At 72.9% G+C, this 16079-nt stretch carries 18 protein-coding genes; 10 read left to right on the top strand and 8 right to left on the bottom strand.

All coding sequences use genetic code 11. The features are described from left to right. Nucleotides 1-15: 15 nt before the first annotated feature. The 3 genes from SRB17_RS22435 to SRB17_RS22425 all read left to right on the top strand — a co-directional run bounded on the left by SRB17_RS22435 (nucleotide 16) and on the right by SRB17_RS22425 (nucleotide 2262). On the top strand, nucleotides 16-930 hold the full coding sequence (locus SRB17_RS22435; RefSeq protein WP_153541561.1) for a TIGR01777 family oxidoreductase: 915 nt from the start codon (nucleotides 16-18) through the stop codon (nucleotides 928-930). A gap of 152 nt (nucleotides 931-1082) precedes the next feature. Then, nucleotides 1083-1952 (top strand): class II glutamine amidotransferase, encoded by an 870-nt coding sequence (locus SRB17_RS22430; protein ID WP_323376099.1) that lies wholly within the window; start codon nucleotides 1083-1085, stop codon nucleotides 1950-1952. A 76-nt stretch (nucleotides 1953-2028) separates the two neighbouring features. Next, complete coding sequence (locus tag SRB17_RS22425) at nucleotides 2029-2262, top strand: hypothetical protein (RefSeq protein WP_153541559.1); 234 nt, start codon at nucleotides 2029-2031, stop codon at nucleotides 2260-2262. A gap of 18 nt (nucleotides 2263-2280) precedes the next feature. On the opposite strand, the gene tatA is transcribed toward SRB17_RS22425, so the two are convergent. The 3 genes from tatA to SRB17_RS22410 all read right to left on the bottom strand — a co-directional run bounded on the left by tatA (nucleotide 2281) and on the right by SRB17_RS22410 (nucleotide 4920). Next, nucleotides 2281-2487, bottom strand: coding sequence for a Sec-independent protein translocase subunit TatA (tatA, locus tag SRB17_RS22420; RefSeq protein ID WP_153541557.1), 207 nt, complete (start codon nucleotides 2485-2487; stop codon nucleotides 2281-2283). Between the two features lie 71 nt (nucleotides 2488-2558). Then, nucleotides 2559-4262 (bottom strand): LCP family protein, encoded by a 1704-nt coding sequence (locus SRB17_RS22415; protein WP_194294100.1) that lies wholly within the window; start codon nucleotides 4260-4262, stop codon nucleotides 2559-2561. A gap of 295 nt (nucleotides 4263-4557) precedes the next feature. Next, nucleotides 4558-4920, bottom strand: coding sequence for a metalloregulator ArsR/SmtB family transcription factor (locus tag SRB17_RS22410; RefSeq protein WP_323376098.1), 363 nt, complete (start codon nucleotides 4918-4920; stop codon nucleotides 4558-4560). 427 nt (nucleotides 4921-5347) lie between these two features. On the opposite strand from SRB17_RS22410, the gene SRB17_RS22405 reads away from it, so the two are divergent. Continuing rightward, entirely contained in the window at nucleotides 5348-5614 is a 267-nt protein-coding gene (locus SRB17_RS22405; protein ID WP_153541555.1) for a GlsB/YeaQ/YmgE family stress response membrane protein, read from the top strand. A 273-nt stretch (nucleotides 5615-5887) separates the two neighbouring features. Here SRB17_RS22405 and SRB17_RS22400 read toward each other — a convergent pair whose 3' ends face one another. Further along, nucleotides 5888-6760: a trypsin-like serine protease gene (locus SRB17_RS22400; RefSeq protein WP_153541553.1), complete on the bottom strand. Its 873-nt coding sequence runs from the start codon at nucleotides 6758-6760 to the stop codon at nucleotides 5888-5890. A 417-nt stretch (nucleotides 6761-7177) separates the two neighbouring features. On the opposite strand from SRB17_RS22400, the gene SRB17_RS22395 reads away from it, so the two are divergent. After that, the gene (locus SRB17_RS22395) at nucleotides 7178-7360 is read left to right on the top strand and encodes a hypothetical protein (RefSeq protein ID WP_153541551.1); all 183 of its coding nucleotides are present in this window, start codon (nucleotides 7178-7180) and stop codon (nucleotides 7358-7360) included. Nucleotides 7361-7372: 12 nt separating this feature from the next. Next, nucleotides 7373-7588 carry a hypothetical protein gene (locus tag SRB17_RS22390; RefSeq protein WP_153541550.1) on the top strand — a complete coding sequence of 72 codons (216 nt, stop codon included), beginning with the start codon at nucleotides 7373-7375 and terminating at the stop codon, nucleotides 7586-7588. Nucleotides 7589-8084: 496 nt separating this feature from the next. Here SRB17_RS22390 and SRB17_RS22385 read toward each other — a convergent pair whose 3' ends face one another. After that, nucleotides 8085-8687 (bottom strand): hypothetical protein, encoded by a 603-nt coding sequence (locus tag SRB17_RS22385; RefSeq protein ID WP_153541549.1) that lies wholly within the window; start codon nucleotides 8685-8687, stop codon nucleotides 8085-8087. A gap of 412 nt (nucleotides 8688-9099) precedes the next feature. On the opposite strand from SRB17_RS22385, the gene SRB17_RS22380 reads away from it, so the two are divergent. Continuing rightward, entirely contained in the window at nucleotides 9100-9603 is a 504-nt protein-coding gene (locus tag SRB17_RS22380; RefSeq protein WP_153541548.1) for a pyridoxamine 5'-phosphate oxidase family protein, read from the top strand. Between the two features lie 9 nt (nucleotides 9604-9612). Here SRB17_RS22380 and SRB17_RS22375 read toward each other — a convergent pair whose 3' ends face one another. Together SRB17_RS22375 and SRB17_RS22370 are read right to left on the bottom strand one after the other, a co-directional pair. After that, nucleotides 9613-10347: a TIGR03943 family putative permease subunit gene (locus SRB17_RS22375; RefSeq protein WP_323376097.1), complete on the bottom strand. Its 735-nt coding sequence runs from the start codon at nucleotides 10345-10347 to the stop codon at nucleotides 9613-9615. Further along, nucleotides 10344-11384 (bottom strand): permease, encoded by a 1041-nt coding sequence (locus SRB17_RS22370; protein ID WP_153541547.1) that lies wholly within the window; start codon nucleotides 11382-11384, stop codon nucleotides 10344-10346. The genes SRB17_RS22375 and SRB17_RS22370 overlap by 4 nt, the downstream gene beginning before the upstream one ends. 203 nt (nucleotides 11385-11587) lie before the next feature. Between SRB17_RS22370 and SRB17_RS22365 the strand changes: the two genes are divergently transcribed. Next, nucleotides 11588-12406, top strand: a complete 819-nt coding sequence (locus SRB17_RS22365; protein WP_153541546.1) for a serine hydrolase — start codon at nucleotides 11588-11590, stop codon at nucleotides 12404-12406. A 4-nt stretch (nucleotides 12407-12410) separates the two neighbouring features. Here SRB17_RS22365 and SRB17_RS22360 read toward each other — a convergent pair whose 3' ends face one another. Further along, on the bottom strand, nucleotides 12411-13949 hold the full coding sequence (locus SRB17_RS22360; RefSeq protein ID WP_153541545.1) for a nitrilase-related carbon-nitrogen hydrolase: 1539 nt from the start codon (nucleotides 13947-13949) through the stop codon (nucleotides 12411-12413). A 137-nt stretch (nucleotides 13950-14086) separates the two neighbouring features. Here SRB17_RS22360 and SRB17_RS22355 point away from each other — a divergent pair, with 137 nt between their 5' ends. Next, on the top strand, nucleotides 14087-15328 hold the full coding sequence (locus tag SRB17_RS22355; RefSeq protein ID WP_153541544.1) for a sensor histidine kinase: 1242 nt from the start codon (nucleotides 14087-14089) through the stop codon (nucleotides 15326-15328). Further along, nucleotides 15325-15996 (top strand): response regulator, encoded by a 672-nt coding sequence (locus SRB17_RS22350; RefSeq protein WP_153541543.1) that lies wholly within the window; start codon nucleotides 15325-15327, stop codon nucleotides 15994-15996. The genes SRB17_RS22355 and SRB17_RS22350 overlap by 4 nt, the downstream gene beginning before the upstream one ends. Nucleotides 15997-16079 lie beyond the last annotated feature (83 nt).

Raw genomic sequence — 16079 nt, 5'->3', positions numbered from 1 at the left:
TCTCGGGAGGACGCCATGCGCGTCGTGATCACCGGATCCACCGGACTCATCGGCTCGGCCCTCACCCGCTCCCTCCTCGCGGACGGACACCAGGTGGTCCGCCTGGTCCGCGAGCGGTCCGCCACCGCCCCGCACGACGGCAGCGAGTCCGCGCACTGGGATCCGGTCGCGGGCCGGGTCGAGCCCGGTGCGCTGGACGGCGCCGACGCCGTCGTCCACCTGGCCGGCGCGGGAGTCGGCGACAAGCGGTGGACCGCCGCGTACAAGCGGGAGATCCGCGACAGCCGGGTGCGCGGCACCGACACCGTCGCCCGCGCCTGCGCCGCGTCCGCCGAGCCGCCGCGCGTCCTGGTGTCCGCGTCCGCGACCGGCTACTACGGCGACACCGGCGAACGGACCGTCGACGAGAGCGAGTCGGCCGGGAACGACTTCCTGGCCTCCGTCTGCGTCGACTGGGAGGCGGCCGCCGATCCGGCCCGGCAGGCCGGCGTCCGCGTGGTGCACCCGCGCACCGGCCTGGTCGTCTCCGCCGAGGGCGGCGCGTTCGGCCGGCTCTTCCCGCTCTTCCGCTTCGGCCTGGGCGGCCGGCTCGGCTCCGGCGACCAGTACTGGCCGTTCATCTCCCTGACGGACCACATCGCGGCGCTCCGCTTCGCCCTCGGCACCGAGGCACTCTCCGGCCCCGTCAACTTCACGGCTCCCGAACCGCTCACCAACCGCGAGGTGACCCGGGCACTGGGCCGCGCCCTGCACCGTCCGGCGCTCGCCGCCGTCCCGGCCTTCGCCCTGCGCGCGGCGCTCGGCGAGTTCACCGCGAGCATCACGTGCAGCGCTCGCGCCGTGCCGGCCGCCCTGGTCAAGGCGGGTTTCGCCTTCGCCCGTCCGACGATCGACGGGGCGCTCGACTCGGCCCTGCGCGCGGCCGCTTGACAAAGACGTCGACGGGACCGAGGCATGCCGAGGGTGGGCCGGATCCCGTCCGCGGCGAGCGTGCGCGAACGTGCGGCGCGCGGGACCATGGTCGTCCGGGCGGGGCGCCGGACGACGGGGCTCGGCGGAAGACGGGTTTCGAGGAGGGTGTCGTGTGCCGACTGTTCGGGCTGGTGAGCTCCCCGCTGCGCACGCACGCCACGTTCTGGCTGCTGGACGCCCCCGACAGTCTCAGTGTGCAGAGCCGCCGCGAGCCCGACGGCACCGGGCTCGGGTACTTCGACGCGGACGGCACGCCGGAGGTCCACAAGGCGGCGATCGCCGCGTACGAGGACCGCGCCTTCGCCCGGGAGGCCCGGGAGGTCGAGTCGGCCACCTTCCTCGCGCACATCCGCTACGCCTCGACCGGAGGGCTGGACGTCCGCAACACCCATCCCTTCGAGCAGGCCGGGCGGCTGTTCGCGCACAACGGTGTGATCGAGGACCTGGACCGGCTCGACCGCCATCTCGGCGAGGACCGTTCGCTGGTACACGGTGACACCGACTCCGAGCGTTTCTTCGCCCTGGTCACGCGGGAGACCGCGGCGCACGGCGGGGACGTGTCCGCGGGCATCGTGTCCGCTGCCCGATGGGTCGCCGGTAACCTGCCGCTGTACGCCCTCAACATCATCCTCGTCACCGCCCGCGAGCTCTGGGCCCTGCGCTATCCCGCCACCCACGAGTTGTACGTCCTGCGGCGCCCGGCAGGCGGTCACCACGGATCCCGGCATCTCGACCACGCGGGCAGCCACGGTCATCTGCGGGTGCGTTCCGCGCATCTGGGTGAGCGCTCGTCCGTCGTCGTGGCCAGCGAGCCCATGGACGAGAGCCCGCACTGGCAGCTCATGGCGCCCGGCGAGTTGCTCCACGTGGGCCCCGATCTTCGGGTGACCTCCCACATCGCCGTGTCCGATCCACCGGCCCACCCGCTGACCCTGTCCGACCTGCGCCCCGAAGCCGCCGCCTCCCAACGGCCCGCGTAGACCGCGGAAGCGGGGCGACCACGTCCGTGACCCGGCTCACGGGCTCGAAACTTGCGCAACCCTTAAACTTTCCGGCGTGGAGACTACCGAAGTGACGGGTTGGGAGACCGCCGTGCTCGAGGGCGGGCCGGCGGACGGGCTGCGGATGAAGGTCTCCGACCGGCCGCGCGTGATCCAGGTGACATACCCCTGCCAGGTCGAGGCCGCACCCCCCGGCGGCGTGCGCGCCGAGGCGGTGTATCTGTACCGCCGCGACTACACCGTCACGACCGAGCCCCTGCGGTACGGCTTCGACATCGCCAGCCCCTGACCCGCGCGGTGACGCGGGTCAGTCGGCCGGCCCGCTCTCGACCGTGGGAGCGGTGGACGGCCGGGCGGCGTCGTCCTCCTTCATGGCCTTGGCCTCGCTCTTGAGGATGCGCATGGACTTGCCCAGTCCACGGGCGGCCTCGGGCAGCTTCTTCGAGCCGAACAGCATGATCACGACGATCGCCACGACCAGCAGGTGCCAGGGTTCCAGTCCGTTGCGGAGCATCGCGCCCACCCCTCTCTGACGTGCAGTATTGCGCAACTGTACAACCGGGCCGCCGGCTCGGTCGCCGCCGGTCAGGCGTCGGAGTCGGGCTTGCCGCGGGCCGCCGCGTACGCCTGGGCCGGTGTCATGGGGACGCCGTTCAGGCTGACCGTCTTGTAGGGGCTGACCTTGGCGCAGGTCTTGGCCTGGTCGGCGGTGGAGGCGTGGGCGCCCCCGACGGCGGCCTTGGTGTCGGCCGGCGCGGGCAAGGAGCTGCCGCCCGGGTAGCTGGTGCCGCTGGGCCAGTCGCTGCCGATGACCAGGGTCAGGCCGCTGCCGGTGCCCTGCTTCAGATGCGAGGAGGACAGACCGAGCGACTTGGCGACCGTCTGTGCCTCCGCCTTCTGATCGCTGCCGTAGGTCAGCGTGGTGGTGGTCGCCGGACTCGGCGCGTTGGCCGTGGTCGTGGCGGGGCTGAAGCCCTGGTCGGTCAGGGTGGTCGCGATGTCCGAGGCGCGGCCGGTGACCGTGGTGCCGTTCTCGACGGTGACGGCGATCTGCGACGCGGGCACGGCGGGAGCGGTGGCCTTCGCGGTCGCCGAGGCCGCCGCGGACTTCTTGCCGGAGCCGGTGGTCAGCGACTGGTCGTTGGCGATGGTGGCGAACAGGGCCTTGGCGCCCGAGCCCACGACCACCCGGTCCTTGTTGTTCGGGTCGGCGCCCGTCTGCATCGTCGTGAACGTCATCCGCTTCGTCGGCACCTTGTTCACGTCCGACGCGAGCGAGATCAGCTTCTTCACACTGTTCAGCCCGTCGTCCACGGTCAGCGCCTTGGTCGCGGCGTCGGCCAGGCCGTAGACCGCGGTGGGGTCGGTGAGCGTGCCCGCACTCTTGAACTTGCGGATCATCGAGCTGAGGAAGATGTGCTGGGTCGTCGTACGGCCGAGGTCGCTGCCGTCGCCGAAGCCGTGCCGCGAGCGGACGAACTCCAGGGCCGCGTCACCCTTGAGGGTGTGGGTGCCCTTGGACAGCTTCAGGTGGGAGTAGGTGTCGTACACGTTGTCGTTGACACAGACGGACACACCGCCGATGGCGTCGGACATCTTCACGACGCCGGAGAAGTCGAGCTTGACGAAGTGGTCGATCGGGATGCCGGTGAGCTGGTGGACGGTGGCCACCTGGCAGGCGGGGCCGTACTGCAGGGCGCTGTTGATCTGGCCGTAGTACCCGGACGTGGACTGGCCCGTCTCACTGTCCTTGCAGGCCGGGACCCGGGTCATGGTGTCGCGCGGGATGCTCATCACGGTCGCGTTGGAGCGGTCGGCGGATATGTGCACCACCATCTGCACGTCCGCGTTGCTGCCGCTCTGCACCCCGGTCTTCGAGCAGCCGCCGCCGAGCTTGCAGTCGGCCTGGCTGGTCCGGCCGTCCGAGCCCATGACCAGGATGTTGATCGGGGTGCGGCCGAACGCGTCGGCCTTCTCGGACCCGCCCTTGCCGTCGAGCGCCACGCTGTGGATGTTGCCGTTCAGGTGCTGGTAGAACCACCAGCCCGCACCGGCCGTGACCACGATGACCACCGACAGGCCTACCCCGAGGATCTTCAGCACCCTCCTGCCGCGGCCCACCTGACGCGCCCTGCGCCCCCGCCTGCCGTGGCCGCGGGCAGCCGCACGGGCCGCGGCCCGTCCGCCCGGCCGGGGCGACCCGTCGGGTTCGGCCGTTCGCTGTCCGGGCACCCGCGCGCTACGGCTGCGCGTGGCCTGCCCGGTGGGCCCGTCCCACGGGTCGCTCATCTCCCACTCCCATGAACGGTCGGGCCCTCAGGACGGGCCGTGGGGTGTACGGCCCGGCCCGCGGCGATGTACGGGCGGGCGGAGCGCGTCGCTCCGCCCTTGCTTGCGTGGTTGCGCAATCTAACAAACCCGTGGCCCGAACTGCACAGATACACACATGATTCACAGGTGAGGCATCTCATGGACCGCCGTACGGGCCCGGGACGGCACGGGAGCGGGAGTCTACGCGCCTTATATAAGAGCGACATATAGACCTGGGGCAAGAGCCTGTTTCTCCTGGGACAAGAGCCTGCTCTCAGCCGCCGATCCTGCGCAGCCCCTGGACGGCAGCGGCGGTGTGCGTCGAGCGCGCGGTCAGTTGCCCCACCATCACCCGGACCAGGGTCACGACGTCGGGGTCGTCGATGTAGTAGACCTGCCGTCGGCCCTCACGGCGCGCGCGGACGAGTCCGGCGAGCTTGAGCTTCGCCAGGTGCTGGCTGACCGCGGGGAGTGCTCCGCCCACCCGGTCGGCGAGATGCGTGACGTCGCTCTCCCCCTGCGACAGGGCCCACATCAGATGCAGCCGGGCGGCGGAGGCGAGCAGGCCGAACGCCGCGGCGGCCTCGGCCAGCACCTCGGCGGGCGGGTCCTCGAAGCCGGCGGCGCTCTCCGTCACAGTCCTCTCCCGTCCCCACCCTCGTCACAGCCGACGCACATGTGCCCACCCAGTGTAGGCGTCCGGCTCCGGCGGTCGGACGCCGTCGGGACGGCCCGGGGGCCGGCATCTCCGGGGCCGGGCGCGGGTTCGCGGGGCGGCAGGGTAGGTCCGGCCCGTTCCGGAGGACCCAGTCCTCGTGGATGTTGTTGACGACGACGCAGTCCGAGGCCTGCCCGCTCAGCGACACACTGCTCTGAGTTCCTCTATTGCGCAATGTCTTCATCATGTAGCGGAACCTCGACGGGTCATCACCAGAGGCCCGCCGGCGGCCAACAGCCCTTGTCCGGCCCCCTCGACCGGCCCCTAGGCTTGCGCGAGCAGGCAGACCACGGTCGGTCTCCGGCGCACAGGGCGCGGATCCCGACCCGACGGGAGGAACAACACCATGGGCATCATCGGCTGGATCATCCTCGGGCTGTTCGCCGGGGCGATCGCCAAGATCCTGCTGCCCGGCCGCGACCCGGGCGGCCTGATCGGCACCACCCTCATCGGCGTCGCGGGCGCCTTCGTCGGCGGCTGGCTCTCCGCCCACTTCCTGGACCGGCCGGTGGAGAAGCACTTCTTCGACCTCTACACCTGGGGCGCGGCGATCGCCGGCTCCCTGGTCCTGCTCATCGGTTACCGCATCCTGTTCGGCAACTCCCGCGACTGACCCGGCCCCTGGCACCACGACCGGTGCGGATCCGTGTCCGTCCCCGGCGCGATCCCCCGCCGGACGGCAACTCACACCCTGCGCCGATCCGTTCCTCCGGCCGCTGCGGACAGCGGACTGCGGGTGCGCGGGGGCTGCGGGAAGACAGGGGCGGGTGCCGGAGCGCGCCGTCGGCCGCGGGTTCCTCCGCCACACCGCCGGCGCCGTCGTTCGACTGGTCTCCGCGGCCGCCCCTGTACCGTCAACGGTCCGCCGGGTGCGGGCCGTTCGTCCTCAGGGCAGTGTCACGAACGGTGCCAGGAAGGCCCGGGCCCCGGGCGTGTCGAGGCGGTAGGTGACATTGGTGGCGTAGCAGGGGGTGTCGCCGGTGATGGTCGTGGCGGCGAGGACGTTCCTGCCGCCGATGACCGCGAAGTCGGGTCCGCCCGAGTCGCCGTAGCAGGCACCGCCGTTGCCCTGCGGGGCCGTCATGGCGAGACGGACCCAGGCCTTGTTGAGCGCGTCGAAGGTCACGGGTGCCTTCATGCGGACGCCTCCGCCGGGATGCGTCTGGCCGCCCGGACCGTTGGCGGCCTCCTGGGTGCCGTATCCGGCCACGAACCAGTCGGTGGAGTTCAGGCCTTGAGGGGCGAGCGCGCCGAGTTGGTTCTCGGTCGGCAGCGTGGCCGGGGTGAAGGACCAGCGGGAGGCGACCTCGGCGGCGGGCAGTACGATCACCGCGATGTCGTGCGGGTCGGAGGCGGGGCCCGGATAGTCGGGGTGGGTGTGTGCGACGCCCTCGACGGCGACGGCGTTCGCCTGGGCGGCCGGGTCGCCCGGGTACTTCCGCGCGGCGGCGTCGAGTCCCGACTGGACGTCCTGGTCGAGCGAGACGTGGAACCGGACGCCGGCCGGCCAGTCGCTGGTGCAGTGCGCAGCGGTCAGGAAGGTGTCGGCGTCGATCATCGTGCCGGAGCACACCCAGTCGACGCGGTCCGGGGTCGCCGGGTCGTTGTCGTCGTCCCAGGTCGCCACGAGCGCCCCGACCTCGGTGCGTTCGGGCGCGGGCGTGGCGTTGTACGAGTTGATCGCGCAGGAGGGCAGCGCGACGGCGAGCACGGTGGCGCAGGCCGCCGCGGTGACGGCGGTGACGCGTAGGGCGGTCAAGAAGAACCCCTTCACTGGGTGTGTGGGACAGGTGTTCTCCTGTGGGAGGTAGGTGCATTGAAGTGGGTGGGGCGGTCCGGGACAAGACCACAAAGGGCTGGTGCGCTCGTGGAGGTCCCGGTGTCGTCATCCGCCGTAGGTCGCCGTACGAGGAGCCGAGGAGCGCAGGCGCAGCGGGACCGCGCAGCCGAGGCCGTTGGCGGACGGCTCCGACGCCGCGCACGACACGGGGGCCTGAACGGCACGCTCGTGCACCCTTCGGACGGCCCGTGGGGACAGCCGGGCCACTTTTCATCCCAACGGGTGAATCGACGGACGGATGTCCGGACTCCTCCAGCTCTGTGCGGTGTGCTGGGCCGCGCAGCCCTGGCGCCGTCACAGGGCCCGGCCGTAGACAGGACAGGGGGAGCGGGACCTATGGGAGTCTTGGTTCTGTGCGCGTGGCTGCTGACCGCCGGGCTCGGCGGATATCTCGCCACGGTGTGGGTCCGGCACGGTGGACTGCGGCAGCGTACGCCCAGCGTGACGCGACTGCCGCTGTGGCTCGTGCTCGGACATGTCGCCCTCGCCGTGACCGGACTCGTCGCCTGGACCGCCTAAGTGGTGGGAGGCGTGCGGAGTTCGGCCTGGGCCGCGTGCGCCGTCGTGCTGATCGTGGCCGCGTTCGGCTTCATGATGCTGCTGCGCTGGCTGCCCAGTTCCGGACGCCACTCCCACGGGGACGCCACGGCGGAGCGGCACTTCCCGCTCACGGCCGTGGTCGCCCACGGCACGACCGCCGGCGCCACCGTGCTGCTGGTGCTCCTCGTCGTCCTGCACAAGGCCTGAACGGCCGTACGGCACGGCAGCGGGCGGGCGCCCGGCTCACTGCGCCCGTCGTGCCGGAATCGCCGGTGACGGGTCCAGCCGGGAGAACGACGGCGCAGGGCCCCTGGGCCTGGTGGGACGGCGGTTTCCGTGGTGTTCTGGTAGTGGCGGGAAGGACCGAGAACAGACGCGGGGAAGCGGCCCCGAGCCGTGCACCGCGCAATCCGGATCCGCGAGAAGCGGATGGCCCTTCCCGCCCTGTCGTGTCGTCCCCCGACCCCTGAAGTGCCCTCCCCGCCCGGTCGTGTCGTCCCCTCCGCACCCCGCCATTCCGCCCCGTCGCCTCATCCCCTCTCACCGGCACCACCGACCGCATCTCACCGGCCGCACCGCGCATCCACCACCCCGGCGCACATGCGTCCTGGCGTTCGGTCAGGATCCGGCGCCCTCCGTCCTCCGGAGGCGCGCGGGAACCCCGGAGCGCGGCCGGCGGCGCACGCGGACCGGTGTCGCGTGTTCAGCCTCGGCCGCCGCTCAGGTTCCCCCACCGGGGGCCGATCTGCTTCCACTCCTCGTCCCACTCGGCCATGCGCCGCTTGATCAGCCGGCTGCGCACCACCCAGCCCGCGCACCAGACCGCCGCGCCGGCCGACGGGGCGACGAGGGCACCCGTGAGAGCCGCCTGCAGATCGGCTGCGGCACCGGTGACGGGCGCGGAGACCACGTGGCCCGCGCGGTTGGTCCACACGGTCACCTGGGATCCGGTGGGCGCGCCCGGGACCACCTTCGTCCGGTCGGTGTGCACGGTGCCGTGGGCGTCCGTCCAGCGCACGGTGGCCCACACCCGCCCGTCGTCGTAGCCGGTCCCGGAGGCCGGGGTCCGCGCCGTGCCGTCGGTGACCACGGCGGACACTGCGTGCACCTGGGCCTGGCGGGCGGAGAACGCCGCGCCGGCGGTCTGGGCCGCCACGAGACCTGCGACAGCTCCGCCGAGGACGGCGAGCACCCAGGTCAGGAGGACGATCCAGGCCTCGACGACATCGCTGTGCCGCCTGAGCGGATTGCGCCGCCAGCGCCACAGGCGTGCGTGGGTGACCGTCGTGGGAGGTGTTCGGTTCATCGTCACCGCCTCCTCTCGCACACCGGCGGCTTCTCCGCACCCACTCCACGTACCCCTCGCCGGGCGGGATCGCGCCGGGCGGGCGGCGAGCGGGCTCGGGTCGGTCTCCCGGACCCGGCCGTCGAGTGTCACCCCACCATCGTGCACCTCAATCCGGATGTGGGGCGGGCCGAGCGCGGAAGAGGCCGGCGACGACGTCCGGCCGACCCCTTGCGACCGGCGGAATCGGGACGTCCGGCCCAGCCGCCGTGGGCCGAAGGACACTGGGCGGACGGCGTGGCACAGGGCGACAGTGGGGCTCAGGAGCGGCACCGATTCCCCCGCGGTGTCGCTCCGCCTCCGGGATCGCCGCCGCGCGCGCCGGGGGCCGGCGACAGTCGGGGAGAGCCACACACCCGCGAAGAAGCCACCCATGATCCGTAACCGCCGGCCGGCGCACCGGCGCATCGACCTCGACCCCGTGGAGGCGCTGCGGCTTCTGGACAGTGTGTCCCTGGGGCGGATCGTCTTCACCCGGCAGGCACTGCCCACCGTGCGCCCGGTCAATCACGTCCTCGACGGTGGCGACATCGTGATCCGCACCCACGACGGCGCGGCACTGACCGCGCACACGGAGCAGGGCGGAGGCGAGGGCGTGGTGGTCGCCTATGAGGCCGACGCGATCGACCCGGACACCCATCTCGGCTGGAGCGTGGTGGTCACGGGCTACGCCCGGCTCGTCACGGACCCCGCGGACCTGGCCCGGCTCCGGACGCTGCTCACCCCCTGGGCGCCGGAGGAGGGCATGGACCACGCCGTGCGCATCCGGCCCTCCCTGGTCACGGGCGTGCTGCTCACCGACACGCCGGGCCGGGTCCGCGAAGGGCCCGGCCGGGCCGGTGCCTCGGACACCGGGTCGTTCCGGTGCGACGGCTGAGAGGCATGCCTAGGACGGCGTGAGCGGCAGGTCGTCGGTGAAGGCGTTCACCGGCTGGGCGATGGGCCGGGTGTCCTTGACGTCGAGGGCCGCCCGCGCGGTCCTGGTGCCGAGAGTGCCCTGGGGGTGCCAGGTGCCGGTCACCGCGAGCCAGGTGTTCGCGGGTGGGGCCTCGGTGCCGTACACGCGGATCTTGACGGTCTGCGAGTCCGCCGCGCAGCACGTGAAGATGATGCGGGTCAGGTACCAGCCGTCGCCGTCCTCGGCCGGGGTGACGAAGCCAGTGAGCCGGACGAGCCGGGTCCTGATCGAGCGGCTGGGGTCCTGTTGGACCCGCTTGGTGAAGTCGGTGAGGGTCAGCGGCAGCGGTGAGGTCGCGGGCAGCGGAGCGAATCCTTTCTGCACGGCGACGGGCCTGGCGTTGGAGCGTGCCGCGGTGTAGGCGCCGAGGGCGGGCGGCGCGTAGCAGAACAGGCTGATCGCCGGGAGGAACAGCAGCCAGGCGACGCGCGGGGCGCCGGAGTGGTCGTGGCCGAGCCCGTGGTCGTCGTGGCCGGCGTGCTCCTGTCCGCCCCGTGCGGCCGCCGCGGCGAGGCCGAGCAGCAGCAGGACCACGCCGGAGGTGATCAGCAACGGCCGCAGACCGGGCTTGACGTAGCGCAGATACGTGTCGGTGAAGAGGGCCGTGTGCAGCAGGCCGATGCCGGTCAGGGCCAGGAGCAGGGTCTGGACCGGGCGTCTCACAGCAGCACGCCTCCGATCAGGACGCTCGCGGCTACCGCCACGAGGGTGGTGGCCGTGGAGAACCGCCAGGCGAAGGCCCGCCCGAAGGTGCCCGCCTGAAGGGCGATCAGCTTCAGGTCGACCATGGGGCCGACCACCATGAACGCGAGCCGGGCGACCGGGGAGAACCCGGTGAGCGAGGCGGCGACGAAGGCGTCGGCCTCCGAGCAGACCGCCAGCAGTACGGCGAGACCGGCCAGGAAGAGCACCGAGAGCCAGGGCGAGCCGGAGAAGGCGTCGAGGACGGAGCGCGGCACCGCGACGTTGAAGGTGGCGGCGGCCATGGCGCCGAGGACGAGGAAGCCACCGGCGTGCAGGAAGTCGTGCTGGAAGCCGAGCCGGAACTCGTGCAGGCGGCTGCGGCCGTGCCGGTGCCCGGTGTGCCGCTGCCGCTGGAACGGCCGCAGCCACTTCTCCCTGCCCAGCCAGAGCCAGAGCCAGCCCATCACGGCCGCCGTGGCCAGGGAGGCGAGCAGCCGCGCGGCGACCATCGCGGGGTTGCCCGGGAAGGCGACGGCGGTGGCGGTCAGCACGACGGGGTTGATGGCGGGCGCGGAGAGCAGGAAGGCGAAGGCGGCGGCCGGGGTGACACCGCGCCGGATCAGGCTGTGGGCGACCGGGACGGAGGCGCACTCGCATCCGGGCAGCACCGCGCCCGCGGCACCGGCGACGGGCACGGCGAGGGCGGGACGCTTCGGCAGCACCCTGGTGAACAGGTCGGCCGGCACGAAGGCGTTGATCGCACCGGACAGGGCGGTGCCGAGGAGCAGGAAGGGGAGTGCCTGGACGGTGATGGCGAGGCACACGGTGCGCCAGGCCTGGACGGCGGGCTGCTGCACCCATCGGGTGCCGGTGAGGAGGAGCACGGTTGCGGTACCGAGCGCGATCACGACGGCGGCACCGAGCGGCCACGGCCGGACGCGGCGTACGGACGGCGCACCGACGGGGACGACCGTCACACTCTCGGCCACGCCAACCAGTTCATCCGCTTTTTCCATGATCACTCCGGATGTCGGTGTCTGGCCGACGATAGGCGAGGCATGCGCTCCGGACACGGGTACACGCCGCCGCACGACCGAGCCGGATGTCGCGATGCGCCCCATTGGCGGCGTTGGTGGCTCTTCTCACACTTCGCCGCGAACAGGCCCGAAGGTGACCGCTGCCACGTCGCACGGCGCACGTTTTGCCTACGTTCGACGCCATGCCGTCTCACCACTCCCCCACCACCGCACGCACCCGGACCGGCGCCCTTCTGGCCTCGGTCGCGGCGCTCGTCTCCGTCGGCGCACTGCACCCGGCACCGGCCGCGGCAGCCTCCGCTCCGGTCTCCCCGCACGCCACGGCCGCCGTGCTCGACCTGGACGGGGCCGGCCGCACCCCGGTGGTGCGCGGGCAGGACAGCGCGTACGACACCGCCAGCATCGTCAAGGTCGACATCCTCGCGGCGCTGCTGCTCCAGGCACAGGACGCGGGACGCGGGCTCACCGCCGCGGAGCGCGGCCACGCCGAGCCGATGATCGAGCGCAGCGACAACACGGCGGCCGACGCGCTCTGGCGCACGATCGGCCACGCCTCCGGGCTGACGGCGGCCAACAAGCGACTGGGACTGACCTCGACCACGGCCGGGCCGGGCGCGAAGTGGGGCCTGACCCGGACCACCGCGAGCGACCAGATAGGGCTGCTGCGAGCGGTGTTCGACGGCGACGGCGCGGGGAAGCCCGGCTCCACCGCGAAGTCCGCCCTGAACGCGGAGTCCCGGACCTACATCCGCACCCTCATGGGCAAGGTCGTCCCCGAGCAGGCCTGGGGCGTCTCGGCCGTCGGAGGTTCCGGCACCCCGCGGGCGCTGAAGAACGGCTGGCTGCAGCGCAACACCTCCGGCCTCTGGGACGTCAACAGCGTCGGCCAGGTCACCGTGAAGGGACACCGGTACCTCGTGGCGGTGCTGTCGAACGGCAGCGCCTCCATGAGCGAGGGCGTCTCCCTGGTGGAGCGGACGGCGCGCGAGGCCGTCGCGTAGGACCTCAGCGGTCCGCCGGGCGCCGGGGCCGGACGACGGCGGTGACCGTCAGCGCTGCGAGCGTGGCCAGGCAGAGCCAGGCGAACGTGTCCCCGATGCGGTCGTAGACCGTCGTGACGCCGTGCACGGGGACGTAGGCCACCATGGTCTGCCGGCCGGTGGTGAAGTAGTCCGAGGTGGCGAGGACATGCCCCTCGGCGTCGTAGGCGGCCGAGACCCCTTCGGCGTCCTGGCGGATCAGGGCGTAGCCGTTCTCGACGGCGCGCAGGCCCGCCTTGTCGGTGTGCGCGGCGCCGTACTCCTTCCAGTCGTGCGAGGGGACGAGCATGATGTCGGCCCGGCTGCGCATCAGGGCCGGGAAGTCGGCGTCGTAGCAGACGACGTTGGCGAGACGGCCGTAGGGGGTGCGGACGACGGGGACATGGCCGTCGCCGGGCGTGAAGCGCTCGGAACCGGGAATGGGACGGGCCTTCTGGTAGGTCCAGAGCACCGTGCCGCGGGGGTCGATGAGCAGCGCCTCGTCCCGTCCGTAGGCGGGCGGGGTGGTGCTGTAGACGCGGACTCCGATCTCCAGGTAGACGCCCGAGCTGCGGGCCTGCCGCCGTGCGGCGGCGATGGCGGCGGCCTCGTCCGGCTCCCGGGTCCGGACGGCCTCCTCGGGCCAGACCACGATCTTCGCGCCGGCGGCGGCCTCGCGGCGGGTGGCCGCGAGCAGGTCGTTCTCGACCGCGGTCATCGCGGGCCGCACCGCGGCGGCGGGGGCGGCGGCGACGCCTCCCGGCCCGTCGTCGAACCGGGCGAGCGTGGCCCTGAGCGAACCCGTGACGCCGCGGGCGGGGCTGACGCCCGCGATCCGTACGGTCGTGCCCTGCGGTGGGAAGAAGGCCGTCCGGGCGCCGCCGGCGAGCAGCACACCGAGCAGGACGGCCGTGCAGAGGAGACCGCTGCGCCAACGAGCGCCCGCCCAGAGGCGGTTGACGGTGCTCGCGACGTAGGCGATCAGGAAGCCGATGCCCCACGGGCCGGTCACCGAGACGACCTGGAGGAGCGGGAGGTCTCCGTGCTGGGTGACGGCGAGGGAGCCGTACGCCGTGCCGAACGGGGACACCAGGGTGATCAGGAACTCGATGCCGGCGACACCGGCGGGGAAGACCAGGGAGGCGGCCATCGGGTGCAGACGGGCCACCAGCAGCCGGTCGGCGACGAACGGCAGTGTCTGCAGGGCGGCCAGGGCGAGGGCCCCGGCGAGCACCACGGGGTCGAAGCCGATCGCCGACTCCTGGACCCAGAAGACGGCCGCCGCGAGGTGCGCGGCCCAGGTCCACAGGGCTCCCGGCCAGACGCGGCTCAGGCGGGTGAACCGCAGCAGCAGGACGGGGAAGAGCCAGGCTGCGGCCGGGACGTCCCAGCGGCCGCCGACCGCGAAGAGCAGCGCGGCGGTGCCGAGCAGGAGCAGGGGCCAGGCGGGCGTACGGGAAGGTGTCCGCCGCCGGGGCCGGTCCGTCGTCGGCTGGGGCGGGGGCTGTACGGCTGTGTTCGACATGTCCGCGACGCTAGGGCGGGCCGGTCCGGCGGCGCCTCGGGCCCGATGCCGATCCTGGGGGGTGCCGGCGCACCTTTCGATGCGCGCCCTGCGGAGGATCCGGCGCGCTCGCGTGTCGTCTAGCCTGACGGACCGAGATGAGCGCCCAGCTGAACGCCCTGCCCCGAGCCGCGCAACGCCGGCTCGCCGACCGACCGCTGCTGACCGAGGCCGTGTGGGTCGGCGCGCTCACGCTGCTCGACATGGCCACGGTGCTGCACCGCACGCCCGAGCCGCCCGCCTGGGGCGTGGCGCTGTGGGGCGCGCAGACCGTGCCGCTGCTGTGGCGGCGGACGGCACCGCGTGCCGTGCTCCTCGCGATGACCGCGCTGTACGTCCTGTTCCAGGCCCTCGGCCCGGTCCCGGCGAAGGTGCCCGGACCGTTCCTGCTGATGCTCGGCGTCTACGCCGTGGCCCGGTACACGCCCGCCGCGGCGAGTGTGCCGCTCACCCTGTTCAGCCTCGCCTCGGCCGCCGTCACGGATGCGCTGACCGGGCACTGGGAGCCGCCGCGGCTCGGTTCGCTGGAGCCCATCAGCCTCACGACGTTCGGGTTCTTCTTCGTCCTGGCCTGGCTGCTGGGGTACGGGCGGCGCCGGATCGACGCCGACGCGGCCCGGCTGCGCGAGCTGAACCGGCGGCTCGCGGCCGAGCGGGAACTCAACGCGCACCAGGCCGTGTTGACCGAGCGCGCCCGCATCGCCCGCGACCTGCACGACGTGGTCGCCCATCACGTCAGCGCCATCGCCCTGCAGGCACGGGCCGCCGAGGACGTGCTGACCTCCGGTCCGCTCCAGCCGGAGGAGGCGGCGCAGGGGGTCGGGGTCATCGCGCGGACCGCGGACACGGCGCTCGCCGAGATGCGGCGGCTGCTCGGGCTGCTGTCCTTCGACGAACGGGATCTCGCCCCCGAGCCGTCCCTCGGCCGTCTCGACCAACTCGTGCGGGTCGCGACCTCCGCGGGATGCCGGGTCGGGTGTGCCGTCGAGGTGGACGGGCGGACCGCGCCGCCCGCCGGGATGCAGGTCTCGGCCTACCGGATCGTCCAGGAGGCGCTGACGAACGTGGTCAAGCACGCCGGTCCGGTCGCCGTACGGATCACCGTGCGCGGTGACGACGCACGACTGACGGTCGAGGTCGAGAACGACCCGCCGGACCCGGGCCACCGGGCGGTGCCGGGCACGGGGCGGGGGCTCCTCGGGATGCGGGAGCGCGTGGCGGCCTTCGACGGTGAGCTGGACGCCGGTCCGCGCCCGGACGGCGGCTGGCGGCTGCGCGCCGTGCTGTCCGCGCGGGCGGCCGACGCGGCACAGCCCCATGCGGAACAGGGCGACCGATGACCGTACGCGTGCTGGTGGTCGACGACCAGGAGATCGTGCGGACCGCGCTGCGGCTCGTCATCGACCGGCGCGAGGGTCTGTCGGTCGTCGGTGAGGCGGGCGACGGTGCGGACGGGGTCGCCCTGGCCGTGGCGCTCCGCCCGGACGTGGTGCTGATGGACGTACGCATGCCGGGCATGACCGGTGTGGAGGCGACCCGGCGGATCGTGCGGGAGTGGCCGGGCCCGGCGCCGGTGCCGCGCGTGCTGGTGCTGACCACGTTCGACGTGGACGAGTACGTGCACGCGGCCCTGCGTGCCGGGGCCGCCGGCTTCCTGCTGAAGAACAGCCGGCCCGAGCAACTCGCCGAGGCCCTCCACGCTGCGGCCGACGGCGAGCCCGTCCTCGCCCCGACCGTCACCCGGCGCCTCATCGACACCGTCACCGCGCTGCCACCCGCCCTGCTGTCGACTGCTCCCGTGCCCGCGTCGGCGGACGTCGCGCTGACCGACCGCGAGATCCAGGTCCTGGTGCTGGTCGCGCGTGGCCTGTCCAACGCCAGGATCGCCGCGGAGCTGGGCCTGAGCGAGGCGACCGTGAAGAGCCGGGTCAACCGCATCCTGACCCGGCTGGGCCTGGAGAACCGGGTCCAGGCCGCCTTGTACGCCCACCAGGCCGGTCTCGCGTGAGGGGCTCGCCCCCTTTCGGCGCCCCTGTGACACGCCTGTGACGGTCGGCGGACACCGTCATGACGTCCCGCGAGCAATCTGGA

Origin of the sequence: Streptomyces sp. RB17 (genome assembly GCF_009604455.1) — a bacterium.
Taxonomy (GTDB): domain Bacteria; phylum Actinomycetota; class Actinomycetes; order Streptomycetales; family Streptomycetaceae; genus Streptomyces.
The sequence above is the reverse complement of the archived record's forward strand: the minus strand, read 5'-3'. Positions and strand labels throughout refer to the sequence as shown.